The organism is Brochothrix campestris FSL F6-1037, from assembly GCF_000525915.1.
In the GTDB taxonomy this organism is placed as follows: domain Bacteria; phylum Bacillota; class Bacilli; order Lactobacillales; family Listeriaceae; genus Brochothrix; species Brochothrix campestris.
On record NZ_AODH01000022.1, the window covers coordinates 38,613 to 55,576 of the forward strand.

General features: G+C 40.8%; 11 protein-coding genes and 5 pseudogenes. 2 read left to right on the forward strand and 14 right to left on the reverse strand.

Features of this window, described 5'->3' with window-relative positions; genetic code table 11:
* Window positions 1–12 precede the first annotated feature (12 nt).
* Window positions 13–1,684: pseudogene (treC, locus tag BCAMP_RS05555) on the reverse strand (alpha,alpha-phosphotrehalase).
* Window positions 1,685–1,940: 256 nt separating this feature from the next.
* Between treC and clpP the strand changes: the two are divergent.
* Both clpP and treP read left to right on the forward strand, forming a co-directional pair.
* A complete protein-coding gene (gene clpP / locus BCAMP_RS05560; protein WP_035314342.1) occupies window positions 1,941–2,534 on the forward strand; it encodes an ATP-dependent Clp endopeptidase proteolytic subunit ClpP in 594 nt (197 codons plus the stop codon).
* A gap of 172 nt (window positions 2,535–2,706) precedes the next feature.
* Window positions 2,707–4,119, forward strand: a complete 1,413-nt coding sequence (gene treP, locus BCAMP_RS05565; protein WP_035314344.1) for a PTS system trehalose-specific EIIBC component — start codon at window positions 2,707–2,709, stop codon at window positions 4,117–4,119.
* A 443-nt stretch (window positions 4,120–4,562) separates the two neighbouring features.
* Here treP and BCAMP_RS05570 read toward each other — a convergent pair.
* The 13 genes and pseudogenes from BCAMP_RS05570 to BCAMP_RS05630 all read right to left on the reverse strand — a co-directional run bounded on the left by BCAMP_RS05570 (window position 4,563) and on the right by BCAMP_RS05630 (window position 16,955).
* Window positions 4,563–6,217: pseudogene (locus BCAMP_RS05570) on the reverse strand (glycerol-3-phosphate dehydrogenase/oxidase).
* Between the two features lie 219 nt (window positions 6,218–6,436).
* On the reverse strand, window positions 6,437–7,930 hold the full coding sequence (gene glpK / locus BCAMP_RS05575) for a glycerol kinase GlpK (RefSeq protein WP_035314345.1): 1,494 nt from the start codon (window positions 7,928–7,930) through the stop codon (window positions 6,437–6,439).
* A 26-nt stretch (window positions 7,931–7,956) separates the two neighbouring features.
* Window positions 7,957–8,778, reverse strand: a complete 822-nt coding sequence (locus BCAMP_RS05580) for an MIP/aquaporin family protein (RefSeq protein WP_035314347.1) — start codon at window positions 8,776–8,778, stop codon at window positions 7,957–7,959.
* Between the two features lie 266 nt (window positions 8,779–9,044).
* A pseudogene (locus BCAMP_RS05585) lies at window positions 9,045–9,603 on the reverse strand (glycerol-3-phosphate responsive antiterminator).
* Window positions 9,604–9,617: 14 nt separating this feature from the next.
* Window positions 9,618–10,577 (reverse strand): DNA-binding protein WhiA, encoded by a 960-nt coding sequence (gene whiA, locus BCAMP_RS05590; RefSeq protein ID WP_035314349.1) that lies wholly within the window; start codon window positions 10,575–10,577, stop codon window positions 9,618–9,620.
* Between the two features lie 14 nt (window positions 10,578–10,591).
* Window positions 10,592–11,544, reverse strand: a pseudogene (locus BCAMP_RS05595) (gluconeogenesis factor YvcK family protein).
* Between the two features lie 152 nt (window positions 11,545–11,696).
* Window positions 11,697–12,654 (reverse strand): annotated as a pseudogene (gene trxB, locus BCAMP_RS05600) (thioredoxin-disulfide reductase).
* 56 nt (window positions 12,655–12,710) lie between these two features.
* Window positions 12,711–13,844: a tetratricopeptide repeat protein gene (locus tag BCAMP_RS05605; protein WP_156921153.1), complete on the reverse strand. Its 1,134-nt coding sequence runs from the start codon at window positions 13,842–13,844 to the stop codon at window positions 12,711–12,713.
* Between the two features lie 95 nt (window positions 13,845–13,939).
* The gene (locus tag BCAMP_RS05610; protein WP_035314353.1) at window positions 13,940–14,227 is read right to left on the reverse strand and encodes a tetratricopeptide repeat protein; all 288 of its coding nucleotides are present in this window, start codon (window positions 14,225–14,227) and stop codon (window positions 13,940–13,942) included.
* A 134-nt stretch (window positions 14,228–14,361) separates the two neighbouring features.
* The gene (gene lgt, locus BCAMP_RS05615; protein ID WP_035314355.1) at window positions 14,362–15,174 is read right to left on the reverse strand and encodes a prolipoprotein diacylglyceryl transferase; all 813 of its coding nucleotides are present in this window, start codon (window positions 15,172–15,174) and stop codon (window positions 14,362–14,364) included.
* A gap of 11 nt (window positions 15,175–15,185) precedes the next feature.
* Window positions 15,186–16,118, reverse strand: a complete 933-nt coding sequence (gene hprK, locus BCAMP_RS05620; protein ID WP_035314455.1) for an HPr(Ser) kinase/phosphatase — start codon at window positions 16,116–16,118, stop codon at window positions 15,186–15,188.
* Between the two features lie 210 nt (window positions 16,119–16,328).
* The gene (locus BCAMP_RS05625; RefSeq protein WP_035314357.1) at window positions 16,329–16,679 is read right to left on the reverse strand and encodes a phage holin family protein; all 351 of its coding nucleotides are present in this window, start codon (window positions 16,677–16,679) and stop codon (window positions 16,329–16,331) included.
* A gap of 21 nt (window positions 16,680–16,700) precedes the next feature.
* Window positions 16,701–16,955 (reverse strand): PspC domain-containing protein, encoded by a 255-nt coding sequence (locus BCAMP_RS05630; RefSeq protein ID WP_051456911.1) that lies wholly within the window; start codon window positions 16,953–16,955, stop codon window positions 16,701–16,703.
* Between the last annotated feature and the right edge of the window lie 9 nt (window positions 16,956–16,964).

The following is a 16,964-nucleotide window of genomic DNA, read 5'->3' on the forward strand; positions in this document are numbered from 1 at the left end:
TCGTTTCCCCACTTAGACAACTACAGTTCCTTTCCACATGATGCTTTCATATGGTCTTAAGGTTAGTTTCGTTTGATCGTTTGTAGCGTCTCCTTCATAGTTTGTCAGTAATGTTTCAGCCAAATGGATAGGTGTCGCCCATTCAAACACAACGGGTTGATCAGTGAAATTCGCTACGACACGAATAACCTCATCCCCAGCAATACGATCGTACGCAAACACACCTTCTTCGGGACGATCATACCGCCTGAATTGCCCTGTAATGAGCGTTGCTTCTACCTTTCGTAACGCAATTAATTTTTGATAAAAGTAAAAGATTGAATCCGCTCGACTTAAGCATTCTGCTACGTTTATCTTAGTATAATTACTCGCAATTTTCAACCATGGTTTACCTGTTGTGAATCCAGCCTGTTGACTGGCGTCCCATTGTACTGGCGTGCGACCATTATCACGCGAGCGAGCGCTGACGGCTGCAAAGGCTTCGTCTGCTGTCTGTCCTTTTTGTTGAATTAGCTCAAATTGATTCAACGTTTCTACGTCTTCAAACTCATCAATTGCGTGCCAATCTGGATTCGTCATTCCGATTTCTTCACCTTGATATATATAAGGTGTCCCTTGTAGTCCATGCAAAACAAGCGCTAACATTTTAGCAGATAGTTCCCTGTATTCATCTGAGTCATTACCATAACGTGACACTATCCGTGGTTGATCATGGTTGCACCAAAACAATGCGTTCCAGCCACCCTTTGCTTGCATCCCTCTTTGCCAATCACTCAACAACGCTTTCAACGCACTTATATTCATTGGCATCAGCTGCCATTTATCACCATCTCGATAATCGACCTTTAAATGGTGGAAATTAAAGGTCATACTTAACTCGTTATTAGCTGGTTTAGTGTATTCAATACAAGCGGCCATTGAGGTCGATGACATTTCACCAACCGTAAGGATACCATAAGGACTGAAAATTTCTTCATTTAATTCTTTTAAATAGGACTCTACTTGTTTACCATCTGTATAAAAACGACGACCATCACCTTCATCATCATTAAGAAAGAGCGTCGGCTTAGAAATCAAATTAATAACATCTAATCGAAATCCATCAACGCCAAGTTCGGCCCAAAAACGCAGTATTTTTTTTTATTTCTGCGCGAACACTTGGATTTCGCCAATTCAAATCGGCCTGGGTCGTATCAAATAAATGCAAATAATATTCCGCTGTCGCTTCATTATAACCCCAACTACTGCCGCCGAATTTAGACTGCCAATTCGTTGGCGGTTGCGCAGGTGTGCCTTCTTGCCATATGTAATAATCATGGTACGGATGACTTCGTGATTGCTTAGCCGCTTGAAACCATTGATGTTCGGTTGACGTATGGTTGAGCACCATATCCATCATCAGTTTAATCCCGACTTCATGGAGATCGTTTAACAACTGCTTGAATTCTAACAGCGTGCCGTACTGTGGATTAATGGCACAGTACTCCGATATATCGTAGCCGTTGTCTTTTTGTGGTGAGGGTTGGATCGGTGTAATCCAAATCATATCAATTCCAAGTTTTTTTAAATAAGGGATTTTTTCGCGAATCCCTTCAATATCACCAAATCCATCACCGTTAGCATCATTAAAACTCTTTGGATAAATTTGATACACGCTATATGATTGCCATTCTTCAATTGTCATCTTTAGCCCCACCTTTCTTTCTCTCCAATAATAACTTGTATATACAAGTTTGTCAAACAGAGTTATCACATCTCTTTTGAAAAATATGGTAAAATAAGGCTATCATACGTGGCAATTAAGGGATTGAACTCTGTTTTTCTGACAGCTGCTTCCTAGGTGTTTCTCGTCATTATTTAATTGAATCACTTCAATTGACCTTGATTGACCTAACGTGTAGTATAATTATTAGATTGTTAAATTAGAGGAGGGCTTTTTTATGAACTTAATTCCAACAGTGATCGAACAAACATCGCGTGGCGAACGTTCTTACGATATTTACTCACGCCTACTTAAAGACCGCATCATTATGCTCGGAAGCCAGGTCAACGATGACGTTGCCAATTCCATTATTGCACAATTACTCTTTTTAGATGCACAAGATCCTGATAAAGATATTTACCTTTACATTAACTCACCTGGCGGAAGCGTCACTGCAGGGATGGCTATTTATGATACGATGCAGTTTATCAAAGCCGATGTTCAAACGATGGCAATGGGAATGGCTGCATCGATGGGTTCGTTCTTATTAACTGCAGGCGCACCTGGCAAACGCTTTGCTTTGCCGAATGCAGAAATCATGATTCACCAACCATTAGGTGGTGCACAAGGGCAAGCGACTGAAATTGAAATTGCTGCTCGTCATATTTTAGCAACACGTGCTAAATTAAATAAAATCATCGCAGAACGCACCGGTCAACCGCTTGAAAAGATCGAACAAGATACTGATCGCGACAATTTCATGACTGCTGAAGAAGCTAAAGCCTATGGTTTAATTGACGATATTATCGTAAGCAGTAAAGCTCTTAAATAAACACATAGACATCTTTTAGCTATTTTCCAAAAAACCGAACTAGACGTTCGGTTTTTTTTTTGCCATTTGACTAACTTGTATATACATGTTACGATGATTTTGTTAATTAACGCAACAACCTTTCAGAAAGATGTATTCGCTTACAAAAATCTAAAGATTGAGGTGAAAGAACATGTCATATACTCCAGAAGAAGTACAAAAAATCATTGCAGCGGTCGGCGGTAAAGAAAACGTTCAAACCGCTAGTCACTGCGTCACACGTTTACGTTTAGTTTTAAAGGACGACACCCTCGTCGACGAAGCTGCGCTCGATGAGATTGATGTCGTGAAAGGTTCGTTCTCTGCTAACGGCCAGTTTCAAGTCATTATCGGTACCGGTACTGTCGAAAAAGTATTCGCAACCTTTGCTGAGTTAACAGGCGTCGATAAAGAAACAACTAAAGCTGACGTTAAGCATGCCTCTGCAAAAAAACAAAATTGGCTACAACGAGCCCTCTTAGGCTTGGCTGATATTTTTGTCCCTATCCTCCCTGCCATCATCACTGCCGGCTTACTACTCGGCATTAATAACCTTCTTACTGGCCCTGATATCTTTATGAAGCAGCCTATAATCGAGGCTTATCCACAATGGGCCGGAGTTGCTGACATGATTAACATCATCGCCAGTACTGCCTTTGCTTTTCTCCCCGTCTTAGTCGGTTGGTCTGCCAGTAAAAAATTCGGTGGAAATCCTCTGCTCGGAATCGTACTTGGATTAGTGCTCGTCAACCCGTCGCTCCTCAATGCCTATGGCCTTGCTGATGCGCGTTTAGCGGGGGAAGTTCCTCATTGGAATCTCTTTGGTTGGGAAATTGAGAAAGTCGGTTACCAAGCACAGGTGCTCCCGATTTTAGCGGCTACTTACGTTCTCGTTAAGATTGAACTTTTCTTAAAGAAACACATCAAAGAAGCCTTCCACTTATTATTGGTGGCACCTATCGCGTTATTGGTCACAGGCATCCTCTCATTCATCATTATCGGACCGGTGACAATGTTTATCGCGGGCCTCATTACAGATGGCATCGTCAACATTTTCAACGTTGCCCCTGGACTAGGCGGCTTCATCTATGGCCTCTTATACGCTCCCCTCGTTATTACCGGCATGCACCATCTCTTCCTCGCCGTCGACTTACAATTGATTGGCTCAACAGGCAGTACTTTCTTATGGCCAATCCTTGTCATGTCAAACTTAGCACAAGGCGCCGCAACCCTTGCGATGGTCTTTGTGTTCAAACGCCAAAAAGACAAATCATTAGCCGGAACAGCAGCCTTAACTGCCTCTCTCGGAGTGACTGAACCTGCCCTCTTCGGTGTTAACTTACGCTATCGCTATCCGTTCTACGCTGCCATTATCGGAGCGGGTCTCGCGGGTTGTATCATCACCATCGCAAAGGTAAAAGCCTTTAGCATCGGTGTCGGTGGTTTACCAGGCATTGTTTCGATTATGAAACCCGGTTGGGCAATCTTCGCCTTAGGAATGTTACTCGCAATTGTAATTCCCTTTGTCTTAACATTAGTCTTTTCAAAATTCCAAAGAGGGAAATAAACAAAAGTGACAGCAGCTCGTCATAGGCAACTAAATTGGAGGCTTTGAGTATTCGGCTATCTGTGTCGAAACGAAAAGGCGAAATTTAGACAGCCTATAGCTGATGGAACTGGAAGAACAAAAGTGACAGCAGCTCGTTCAACTTCGAAGATATTGGAAGATAAAAGGTCTGCGACTATTTCCGGTCGCTGCCTTTTAGCTGAAATATCCCAGAAGTTAGCTGATGGAACTGGAAGAACAAAAGTGACAGCAGCTCGTTCAACTTCGAAGATATTGGAAGATAAAAGGTCTGCAACTATTTCCCGTTGCAAGCATTTGTCTGACAGATGAACGCAGCTTCTTCACCGCTCCAAGCATCATAAAAGCCCGCTAAACAATTGTTTAGCGGGCTTTAGGTTGTCATCTCGGAAAAGTGAACAACAAATATAATTTATTACAAACGATTAATCTTCATCAACCGGTTTGATCGAGTCTTTAATTTCAACGTCTAAATCATGTGTATATTCTTCAACTTGCGCAGGTGTCCAACCGAAGATACGCGTCATTTTAGCAACAACGGCAGCTTCCCATTTTTGTGCCCATTTAACGTTAAAGAATACTGAACCTGTACGACGAACGAAGAAATCGACTGGACGTACAACACTTTCATGTTCAATCGCATACATTAATTGCGCATCAACAACTGGTGCAATATCTGCTTCGTTAGATGCTTTTGCATAAGCAAAGAGTGTATCAACGTTTGTACCATATTTATCTGCTAAGTAACGGCCTTCTTCTTCAGTTAAGTTGAAGTTAACAGCTTCTTTCGCTTTTTTAGCCACGAAACCAGCAAACGCTTTCGAACCACCAACATCACCACCAGAAATCGGTAAATGTTCTGTTTGTGTTTTTTCACTAAATCCACGGTTTGGCATACGTTTAACAGCGACATTGACAATGTTTTCTGCCATTTTACGGTAACCCGTTAATTTACCACCAGCAATTGTTAAGAGGCCACTTTCAGCTTCCCAAATTTCATCTTTACGTGAAATTTCTGAAGGATCTTTCCCTTTTTCAAAAATCAGTGGACGTACACCTGACCAACTTGATTCAACATCATCTTTTGTGATGTTAACTTTAGGGAACATGTAATGAATCGCTTCAATTATGTAATCACGATCTGCTTTGTTTACTTTTGGATGTAATTTATCTGCTTCATATACTGTGTCTGTTGTACCGACATATGTTTTACCATCACGCGGAATCGCAAACACCATCCGTTTATCCGGTGTATCGAAGTAAACTGCTTGATGTAACGGGAAAGCTGATTGATCAAAGACAATATGAACACCTTTCGTTAAACGAAGTTGTTTATTGTTTTTAGCGTAGTCTTTACCACGAACTTCATCAACCCATGGACCTGCAGCATTGATTACTTGTTTTGCACTTACTTTGTAAGCAGTACCTGTTTCAACATCCGTAATATCAGCACCGATAATTTGACGATTATCGTCATAAATAAAGTTATTTGATTTTACATAGTTGATTGCCAAGCGCCTTTAGCGATGGCAGCTTTCATAACTTCAATTGTTAAACGCGCATCATCCGTACGGTACTCAACATAGTAACCGCCACCTTTAAGATCTTTTGTTTTTTAACAAGTGGTTCTTTTTTTAATGTTTCAGAAGGTGATAACATAATACGACGTTCGCCTTTTTTTCACCTGTGCTAAGAAATCATACACACGCAAGCCGATTGATGTTGTAAATGAACCGAAAGTACCGCCTTTATGAAACGGTAATAACATCCATTCAGGTGTTGTTACATGAGGACCATTTTCATATACAATCGCACGTTCGCGACCAACTTCAGCTACGACACCAATTTGTAATTGTTTTAAGTAACGTAAACCACCGTGCACTAATTTAGTTGAACGACTTGATGTTCCACCAGCGAAATCTTGCATTTCGACTACCGCTACCTTCATCCCACGAGTGGCAGCATCTAAAGCGATACCAGCACCAGTAATTCCTCCACCGATTACTAAAATATCAAATTCTTCTGACGTAAGTTTATCTAATTTACTTTGACGATCTAATCCTGAAAATTTAACAGACATGCTTATCGACTCCCTCTATCTTAATTTAGCCACAGATTTCATAAAAAGAAAGAGACTGCACGAATGCTTAGTATTGAACTAAACTTGTGCAGTCTCTCGGAATCTCCGACCAATTTATTAACTTGACACAAGTGTATCATAATTCAGCATTTTTAACAAGTATTCTCATCAATTAAGCGAAAATGTTCGTAAAGTGTTAAATCATTGTACAACTTGTGATTATTTAAAGACTTGTGTTGCTTTAACCGCTTTTTGCCAGCCTTCATATAACAACTCTTCTTTTTCAGTTCCAGCAACTGGTTCAAATTTATGTTCTAAGCTCCAGTATTGGTTGATTTCTTCTTTATCTTTCCAGAAACCAACAGCTAAACCAGCTAAGAAGGCTGCTCCTAAAACAGTTGTCTCTTTGTTTTCTGGGCGTTCAACTGGAACTTGTAATAAATCACTTTGGAATTGCATTAAGAAGTTATTCGCACTTGCACCACCATCGACACGTAGTGTTTCAAGTTTAATACCTGAATCTTTTTCCATGCTGTCGATAACATCGCGTGTTTGGTATGCTAATGATTCTAACGTCGCACGGATAAAGTGTTCTTTTGTTGTTCCACGTGTTAAACCAAAGACTGCTCCACGCGCTTCAGCATCCCAGTAAGGTGCACCAAGACCTACAAAGGCCGGTACAACGTACACACCTTCAGTTGAATCGACACGCGTCGCATATTCTTCTGTTTCAGGCGCTGTCTTAACCATACGTAAACCATCACGTAGCCATTGTAAGGCTGAACCAGCCACAAAGATACTACCTTCAAGTGCATAACTTACTTTACCGTTGATGCCCCATGCAAGTGTTGTTAACAAACCATTTTGTGATTTAATTGCTTTGTCGCCAGTGTTCATTAATAAGAAACCACCGGTACCATAAGTGTTTTTACCCATACCTTTTTCGAAACAACCTTGGCCGAATAACGCCGCTTGTTGATCCCCTGCCACACCAGCGATTGGTGTTTCGAGACCGAAGAAGTGGTAACCCACAGTGTGTCCGTATACATGTGAAGAATCATGTACTTCAGGTAACATTGCAGCTGGTACATTTAACATTTCTAACAATTCTTCATCCCATTTAAGGTCGTAAATATTGTACATTAACGTACGGCTTGCATTTGAGTAATCGGTAACGTGTACTTTACCGCCACTTAATTTCCAAATCAACCATGTGTCAATTGTACCGAAGGCTAACTCACCTTTTTCAGCACGTTCTTGCGCACCATCGACATGATCTAAAATCCAACGTACTTTTGTTCCTGCAAAATAAGGGTCAAGTAACAAACCTGTTTTGTCAGTTACCATTTTTTCGTAACCTTTGGCTTTTAAGTCTGTACAAATATCGACAGTTTGACGTGATTGCCATACAATCGCATGATAGATTGGCTTGCTTGTCGCTTTATCCCAAACAACCGCTGTTTCACGTTGGTTTGTAATCCCAATACCAGCAATTTCTTGTGCGTTAACGCCTGTTTTAACTAATACACCTGACATTGTTGCTAACACACTACTCCAAATTTCATTGGCATCGTGTTCTACCCAACCTGATTCAGGGAAATGTTGTGTGAATTCGCGTTGCTCTGTTCCTAAAATTTTACCTTGTTTGTTTAAAAGCATTGCCCGTGTACTTGTTGTTCCTTGGTCAATTGCTAAGATATATTTTTTTTCCATCATTTTCTCTCTCCTTTAATAACGATTTAGTTGTTTCCTGCTTTTTTATCAGCTGACATTGCGATGAATTCAACGATAACTAAAACAATGATACTAACGAATAACCAAGCACTTACTTCATGGTTAATAATCGCTTTGTACGCTGTCGCTGCGATTGTTGCTCCTAATAAAGGTCCAATCACAGGTACCCAAGCGTACGCCCAATCAGATCCACCTTTACCTGAAATCGGTAAAAGCGCATGCATAATACGAGGTCCTAAGTCACGAGCAGGGTTAAGTGCATAACCAGTAGTACCACCAAGTGACATACCGATAACAACGATTAACGCCCCAACGATTAATGGGTTATAACCTGCACCAATATTGACATTAGCACCGAAAGATAAAATACCGAATACAAGTGCGAATGTACCAACAACTTCACCAAAAACGTTTGATGTATAGTGACGAATAGCAGGACCAGTTGCAAAGACACCTAATTTAGCACCTTGATCTTTTGTTGCTTTCCAGTGTGGGTAGTAATGTAACCACACGACTGTTGCGCCTAAAAAGGCACCGATAAATTGACCACCAACGTAAGCAGGCACATCAGCCCAAGGGAAGTTTCCAGCTGCTGCCAACCCAATTGTTAACGCTGGATTTAAATGTGCTAAGCTTAAGTAACCCGATACATATGCCCCCATCGCAACTGCAAGACCCCAAGCAATTGTAATGACGACCCAGCCTGCACCAGTTGCTTTTGTTTTATCTAGTACGACACCTGCTACAACGCCGCCACCAAATAAAATCAAGATAAACGTTCCTAAAATTTCGCCTAAAAACTGTAATCCTATACTCGTATCCATAATGATACCTCCTCGTGTATGTAATGGGATTTAGAACTTATCGTTTTGATAAGCTACGCGACTGGGTTCTATGTAGTTATAATAGCAATTCCGCCAAAACACCCGCAAAAAAATCCGCAGTAAAACAACCTAATAGATTAGGTTTTTCCCGCAGATCTCATCGTCTCATCACGTTTCCATTAACTTAACCTTAGTATAAAACAGCATGTAAGCGTTGTCAATCGTTTCTGACAAATTTCTGTCACAAAAGCGGATTTTTTTATAAATAGTTACTTTTTATCATATAAATCCCATAATTTATAATTAGAAGTTGTAATAGCCGATGCTCCCGCGGCTAATGCTGCCTCAACTTCTTCGGCTGTATCAATCAGCCCTCCTGCAAAAACAGGTTTACCCGTTTGTTCGACTACAGTTCGAATTACCTTCGGAATCACACCAGGGAGCACTTCAACATAATCAGGGTTCGTCTTGCTTATAATATTAATGCTTCGTTCCAAGGCACTTGAGTCGAGAATGAACGCGCGTTGGGTTGCGACCACCCCTTTTTTGTTTTGCGGTAGTAACAACACTGCCTTTTGTTGAAATAATACCATACGGTTTAATCGTTTGACAGAGAAATTCTGTTCCTGCCTCATCGGTTTTAAGACCGCTCACTAAGTCAGCATGTAAAAACATCTTTTTGCCTGAACGATTCGCATAGTCAACCAGACTTGCGAGCATGTTAATATGAACATTTAAAATAACGCCGTACTCAAATGATGTTTTGAGCATCCGATCAAATTCTTTCATCGTTCTCACCGCTGGTAATATCTTCTGATTGTTAAACATCTGGCACCTCCGTTTTACTTGAATACAATATCTTTTAATTCTTCGCCCGCTTTCAGACGATTTGCAATTTGATCAAGTTTTCGTAGGCGGTGATTAATGCCCGACTTACTAATTGGACCCGTTGATAACATGTCACCTAATTCCGCCAATGATACATCCGGATATTTGACACGGAGTAAGGCAATTTCTCGTAATTTATCTGGCAGAGCTTCCACCGTTACCGTGTTGGCAATGTATTTAATATTATCTATTTGTCGAACAGCCGCACTAATCGTTTTATTTAGATTGGCTGTTTCACAGTTGACTAAACGATTGACTGAGTTGCGCATATCTCGTAAAATGCGGACATCTTCAAACCGCATTAGCGCCACATGGGCTCCAATTAAATTGAGGAAGTCCGTAATTTTTTCGGCCTCTTTCAAATAAACGATGTAGCCCTTTTTACGGCTTAAAATACGGGCGTTGACATCAAAATGATTCAATAAGTCTCGTAAAGCTTCACCATGCTCTTTATACAAGGTCATGATTTCCATATGATACGAGGTCTTATCGGGATTATTAACCGACCCACTTGCCAAAAAAGCACCACGTAAATAAGACCGCTCATATAACGAATTACCGTTTAAAAAGTGTGGCAACTCATCGGAGAACATAAAACTACCTTTCGTAATTTCAAGGTCTTCCAATACTTTCGCTGCATTAACTTTCAAACGGACTAAGTACACATTGTTTTTCTTCAATTGCATTTTTTTACGGACTAATAATTCAATCGGTAAATTGTAGACTTGTTTAAGCAACGAATAGATCCGTCGTGCAATCGCCGCATTTTGTGTCTGCACATTCACGACACTCATGCCATTTGCAATCGCCAACGTCCCATTCATTCGAATAATCGCAGACAACTCCGCTCGCGCTTCTTCATTAGAAACGCTCAACTGGGTGATTTCTTTTTTTGTATCTGATGCAAAAGACATCGTTCTTTCCCTCCTTATGAATGACGGCTTTTATCAATCAGAGCAATTAATTTTTCAACCACTAAACTGGCGTCATGTCGGACAAAACCATCCGATGTGTCAAGATAATTATCGTACAACGGTTCAACTTCTTGCTCTTGCATCCCTTTTAAATCTGTCATAACCTGGTTTACTCCGTCAGGATGAATAAGGCAGGTGCCACTTTCTTTTCATTCACTAACATACGATCGATAAATTTCGCTCCGACATGCTCGTGTAAAACCCGTACGTGATCCGCATCGCTAAACCCTTCGGTTTCGCCTAACTGAGTCAAAATGTTACAAACATATACTTTTTTTGCTCGCGACGCAACAACTGCCTCTGCTATATCATGCACCAGTAAATTCGGTAAAATACTCGTATACAGACTACCTGGACCAAAAGCAATTAGATCCGCTTCTTTAATCGCAGCTACTACCCGTTGTGATGCCCGGGCGTCGTCAGGCACAATCTCCAATTTTTTAATCGGTAACCGCACTTTTGGAATATTGGACTCACCTAAGACAATTGAGCCATCGGCCATTTCTGCTTGCAATTGTAATGGAATCGTCGTTGCTGGTAACACAACCCCTTTTACGTTTAAAATATTGCTCAAATCAGCAATCGCCTCGAGCGCATCCCCATGCATATCGGTTAACGCTGCTAATAGTAAGTTCCCTACCACATGTCCTTTTAGCTCACCATCATTTTGGAAACGATATTGAAAGACACGGGCAATACTGCTCTCACTTTCTGATAAAGCAGACAAGGCGTTACGAATATCGCCAGGCGGAATAACATCAATTTGCTTTCTAATTTTACCTGAGCTACCACCATCATCACCGACAGTAATAACGGCTGTAATATCTAAATAATGTTGGCGTAACCCTCTTAAAATAACTGGCAATCCTGTCCCGCCACCAATAATAACAATTCGTCTTTTTCTCATTTATACGCACCATGCTCTCATCTTTTTATTGTAAAATGACACACCCGGCTCCGTTTAATATCATACCACATAAAGAGCTAACTGTAAGTAAAAATGGTCAAAAAAACAGGTCATCGTCTGTTGATGGACGATGACCTGTTTTTTGTAAGCACTTATTTAGTTTCAGCCGCTTCACGTTCTTCTAAGTCTTCTAAATATTTCAGTACAAATTGACCAGCAATCCCACCATCTGCTGCAGCTGTTACAATTTGACGTAAGTTTGTGTCGCGCACATCGCCAGCAGCAAAGATACCCGGAATACTTGTTTCCATGTTACGGTTTGTTTTAATATAGCCTTCTTCATTTAAAATGCCGAGATCTTTAAATGGTTCTGTCAGCGGAATAATACCGACATAAACAAACACACCCGATGCCGCTATTTCTTGGGTTGAACCATCAACCGTATTTTCTAACACGACTGACCCGACTTTTTTGTCATCGCCTTTGATTGCTTTAATCGTATGATTCCAAATGAAATCGACTTTTTCATTATCAAATGCACGCTTTTGAATTAACGGTGTTGCACGTAACTTATCACGACGATGAACAATCGTTACTTTATCGGCAAAACGTGTTAAGTAAGTCCCTTCTTCAACAGCTGAGTCGCCCCCACCAATGACAATCAATTCTTGGTTTTTAAAGAAGGCACCATCACAGACTGCGCAATATGAAACACCGCGACCGCTATACGCGTCTTCGCCCTCAACAGCAACTTTACGATGCTCCGCTCCTGTGGCAATCACAACCGCTCGCGCAGTGTAACTTTTTTTTACCAGCAGTGACAATTTTATACGTATCATGATCTTCAATCCCTTTAATATCACCATAAGCATATTCAGCGCCAAATTGTTTCGCGCCTTCCATCATCTTAACTGATAAATCAGGTCCCGTAATATTATCAAAGCCTGGGTAGTTTTCAACTTCGGCTGTATTGACCATTTGCCCACCAGGCACGCCGCGTTCAATCATTAATGTGCTCAATTCTGAGCGCGATGCATAAAGTGCAGCTGCCATTCCGGCAGGACCCGCTCCTATTATAATAACGTCATAAATCTTCTCTTCGGTTGACATTGTCATCCTCCTCTTGGTATTCATATCTCTATACTAAATACTTCAGCTATTGCCGTCTAACAATATGCTTGTGTTTTCTTAATAAATTTATTCAATTGGCTTTGCGAGACCCCGAACTGTTGCATTAATGCTCGCTTCGTTACTTTCTGAGCTGTTGCTTGATTATACTGATAAAGCAACGCCGCTAGTAAGAGCGGTTGTTCCACTGTATCACAATGACTTTTATGTACGGTTTGATCATTAACATAAGCAAAGAGTCGTCGATACAACGGTAATGTTTCACGTGTAACGTTATAACCGATTCGTATCAGTTCAGACGCAGTCGCCAAAGAAAACTGACCGTTAGCAACGGCTAACGACGGTTGTTCTCCTTTAGCAGTCGTTGGTGTTGTACAAAAACCTCTTTCCAAATCATTGAATTGATTCGGACTAAAATGCAGTGAAAAATGCATATATTCGATCTTATTGGTCGATTGCGTTAACTGTAGTAAGCCACATAGACGTTCAACTTGATTGTCACTTTGCAGGCCAAGCAACATTTGTTCTTCATCGGCATGAACTGCCTCATTTTGGGAATGTGTTAACCAAATATTGGCATAAGGTTCTTCATAATCATAGTTACCAAACTGTTGCCAATAATAGTTCGATAATGGTTCGTTCCCTTGATAATAGGCGGCCTTGGATGCATAAAAGTAAAATTTCCGATGTGAGCCGGTCGCTTCATTTAATTTTGTAAACATCGCTAAAGCACCCGCATAGTCGCGTGCCAACGTTTTAACAATCGCACCTTCAAGCTGTTCATGACTGGTGAACGGATAGACTGTCGCTAACTCGGTTGCATACGTCTTAAATAAGTCCCACTGACCTTCGTAGTATGCCGAAACCGCCCGCTGACAACGTGCTAAATAATGACCTTCATACTGTGACTCAATTTGATTCAATAACTGTTTCGCATCATTTTTCCGATTTTGACGATTGTATAAGACACTTAACTCGATTGCATAGATTGGAAGGTCATCGGTCAATCTCGCTTGTTCTAAGTAGCGGATAGCTTTAGTGACATACCCATCACGCAAATAGCCATCGACCGTTTCAATCACCTGTTGTTGCGCTAGTTCAAGTGGTGTGCGCTCACGCACAAGCGGCTTAACGGCTTCAACTTCTTTTTCGGCCTCAAACCGTTCTTCCAACACCCGTAAAAGTTCACGTGCAACAGCTGCATATTCACCACGTGGCTTTGCTTGTAAATAGCGTCTCGAATAATAAATCGCTTGTTTGAAATTAGCTAAGTAGCATAGTTATTCGCCATAAAATAATAAAAGTATGGTTTATAGTCTAACTTCAAGGCGCGATTTAATAACTCGTTTGATTGTTCATAATCGGCTTGTTCGGTGTAACAGATTGCCAACTGACAAATGATCAACGTGTTTTCAGGTGCAAGTCCCATTGCTCTCGTCAAATATTTAATTGCTGCTGGTAAATCATTTGCTTCAAATGCTTTTGTCCCTTTTGTAAAATACAATTCTGGTGTGGGATGCAAAAAATAAAGTTGCGTTGATTTTGAATCAGGCATATCTGCACTCCTTTCGATTGTTTTTCCGTACGTAAGTATATCATATTTTACCCTTCGTTTCAGTCCATCAAACGTAAATAGGCAGTTTCAAAAACGAAACAGCCTGGCAATGAAAATCCACCAGGCTGTTCCAGTTAATTGCGATAATAAGGTAAATGCTTTGTCGTTAAGCGACGATACACCCATAAACCGATACAGCCAACCACCAAAATAAGCGCCAATAGTTGCGAAATACGAATGTTAACTCCTACTAAACTCAACATTAAGCTATCGGTTCGCATACCTTCGATAAAAAAGCGACCGAACGAATACCAGATGACATAGCTTAAGAACACTTCGCCACGCTTCAACGGCAGTCTGCGACGAATAAGGAGCAAGACTATGAAACCGACAATGTTCCAGAGTGATTCATATAAAAACGTCGGCTGATGATAAACACCATCGATGTTCATTTGATTAATGATAAACGCGGGTAAATGGAGACCTTCTAAAAAGGAACGACTAACCGCTTCGCCATATGCTTCTTGATTCATAAAATTGCCCCAGCGACCAATTGCTTGTGCAATAATCAAGGCTGGCGCGGCAATATCAACCACTTGCCAAAAAGAAATATGCTTCAATCGTGTGAAGATGAGCGTCGTCACAATTGCACCAATCAAGGCGCCATAGATGGCGATGCCACCTTCCCAAATTTTAATGATTTCACTTGGGTGCGCACCGTAATACGACCATTCAAAGGCCACGTAATATATACGAGCTGAGACAATCGCTAATGGAATCGCCCAAATGAGTAAATCAATAAAATAATCAAAGTTAAACGCTTGTTTTTTTGCTTCTGGCACCGTGATGACAAATGAAATAGCGACAGCCGACGCAATAATAATGCCATACCAATGAATGGCCAAGCCACCGAGTTGAAAAGCAATCGGATTGAGTGCTTCTGTCATAATTCCACCTCTTAGTTGTTCGTTTTATTTTTTATTTCGCGGGTCAAGTTTTCATTAAATGTTTGCGCCGCATTATTACCTAATTGTTTCAAACGAAAGTTCATACATGCGACTTCGATAATAACCGCTAAGTTACGACCTGGGCGAACCGGCACTGTAATTTTAGGAACCTGGACGTCACAAATAGCCGTTGTCAATTCTTCTAAACCGACACGATCGTATTGTTTTTCTGCATCCCATAACTCTAAATCAATAACTAACGAAATCTTTTTATCTGGCCGAACTGAACCAGCACCGAAAAGATCCATGACATTGACAATGCCAAGTCCTCTAATTTCGAGTAAATGCTCAATTAATTTAGGTGAACGACCAATTAAAGTAATCCCGTCTAATTGACGAATTTCTACCGAGTCATCTGCTACCAGACGATGGCCACGTTGCACAAGCTCCAAAGCTGTTTCACTTTTACCAACGCCTGACTTCCCACGGATTAAGACACCGATACCGTATATATCAACGAGTACACCATGCATTGTTTTAATTGGGGCTAATTCAGTTTCTAAAAAGTTAGTAATATAGACAGATAAACGTGTTGTTTTTAATTTCGAACTGAGTACTGGTATCCCTCGTTCTGTTGCAATTTCAAGCAACTCAGTCGGGGCTGGCAAACTACGGGCGATTACAAATGCCGGTGTCCGCGGCGTACAAAGTTTATCAAACAGGGCGCGTTTCTTTGCAGATGAGAGACTTTCTAAGTATGAGGTTTCAGCCATACCAAATAATTGAATCCGGTCTTCGGGATAGTAATTCATAAAACCTGACAATTCTAAACCTGGACGCGATAGATCACTCACTTCTATCTTGCGATTCAAGCCGTTTTCACCAGTCACTAATTTAAAATGCATATTCTCGAATAAGGCTTGTACAGTTACACTTGGTTCCATCATAGTATACGGTCCAACAAAATCGTTGTGACCTTGTCACCTCTTTCACAGTTTTATTTTAGTTTACCATGTTAACCGCTTTCTGACTAATGACACGTCAATAAAAACGGACATACAGGTCGTATGTCCGCCAGATTTAATATAAGCGTTCTTACATTCGGCTTTGATTTCATTTAAAGACGTTCAGTTTAGCTGTTTCACCTGTTTACATTATCCTTGTTTTTTTAAGGCCGAACCAACAATCATATTAACAAGCGTCATCACAATCGCAATTAGAATGGCTACGCTAAATGAGGCAATGGCAAAGACATCTCCACCAATAATTTTCGAGGTTAACTGCAATAGAAACGCATTGATAATAAACGTAAATAATCCTAACGTTAAAAAATTAATCGGCAACGTTAAAATCAATAAGATTGGTTTCAGCAACACATTCAATACGGCTAATACAAAACTCGCACCGAGAGCGACCCAAATAGAGGCCACGTGAAAACTTTGAGTGAATCCGGCAATGGCGATGAATAAGACGGCATTAATAAGCACGCCACTAATAAATTTCATCTTTGCACCCACTCCTTTCATCTACCATGTTTTATTGGACACCTGTTCCCCGTCTGCTTGTTTTGCGGTTGTACGGTAATAATCAGACGGTGTTTCTTCAGGTAGTACTAACCATAATACCACATATATTACAAATAGCGAGCCAAAACCTAGAATCGCACCAAGGGCGAAAACCAAACGCACAATCGTGGCATCAATATTAAAATAAGTGGCTAAACCTCCACAAACTCCGGCTAACTTACGATCTGTTTTTGATTTCATTAATTTTTTTCTCATTGTAAGCAC

Coding starts and splice junctions, on each gene's coding strand:
- treP (WP_035314344.1), top strand. CDS start 2,707: ATGTCATATACTCCAGAAGAAGTACAAAAAATCATTGCAGCGGTCGGC.
- whiA (WP_035314349.1), bottom strand. CDS start 10,577: ATGTCTTTTGCATCAGATACAAAAAAAGAAATCACCCAGTTGAGCGTT.
- BCAMP_RS05630 (WP_051456911.1), bottom strand. CDS start 16,955: ATGAGAAAAAAATTAATGAAATCAAAAACAGATCGTAAGTTAGCCGGA.
- BCAMP_RS05610 (WP_035314353.1), bottom strand. CDS start 14,227: ATGCCTGATTCAAAATCAACGCAACTTTATTTTTTGCATCCCACACCA.
- BCAMP_RS05625 (WP_035314357.1), bottom strand. CDS start 16,679: ATGAAATTTATTAGTGGCGTGCTTATTAATGCCGTCTTATTCATCGCC.
- clpP (WP_035314342.1), top strand. CDS start 1,941: ATGAACTTAATTCCAACAGTGATCGAACAAACATCGCGTGGCGAACGT.
- glpK (WP_035314345.1), bottom strand. CDS start 7,930: ATGGAAAAAAAATATATCTTAGCAATTGACCAAGGAACAACAAGTACA.
- lgt (WP_035314355.1), bottom strand. CDS start 15,174: ATGACAGAAGCACTCAATCCGATTGCTTTTCAACTCGGTGGCTTGGCC.
- hprK (WP_035314455.1), bottom strand. CDS start 16,118: ATGGAACCAAGTGTAACTGTACAAGCCTTATTCGAGAATATGCATTTT.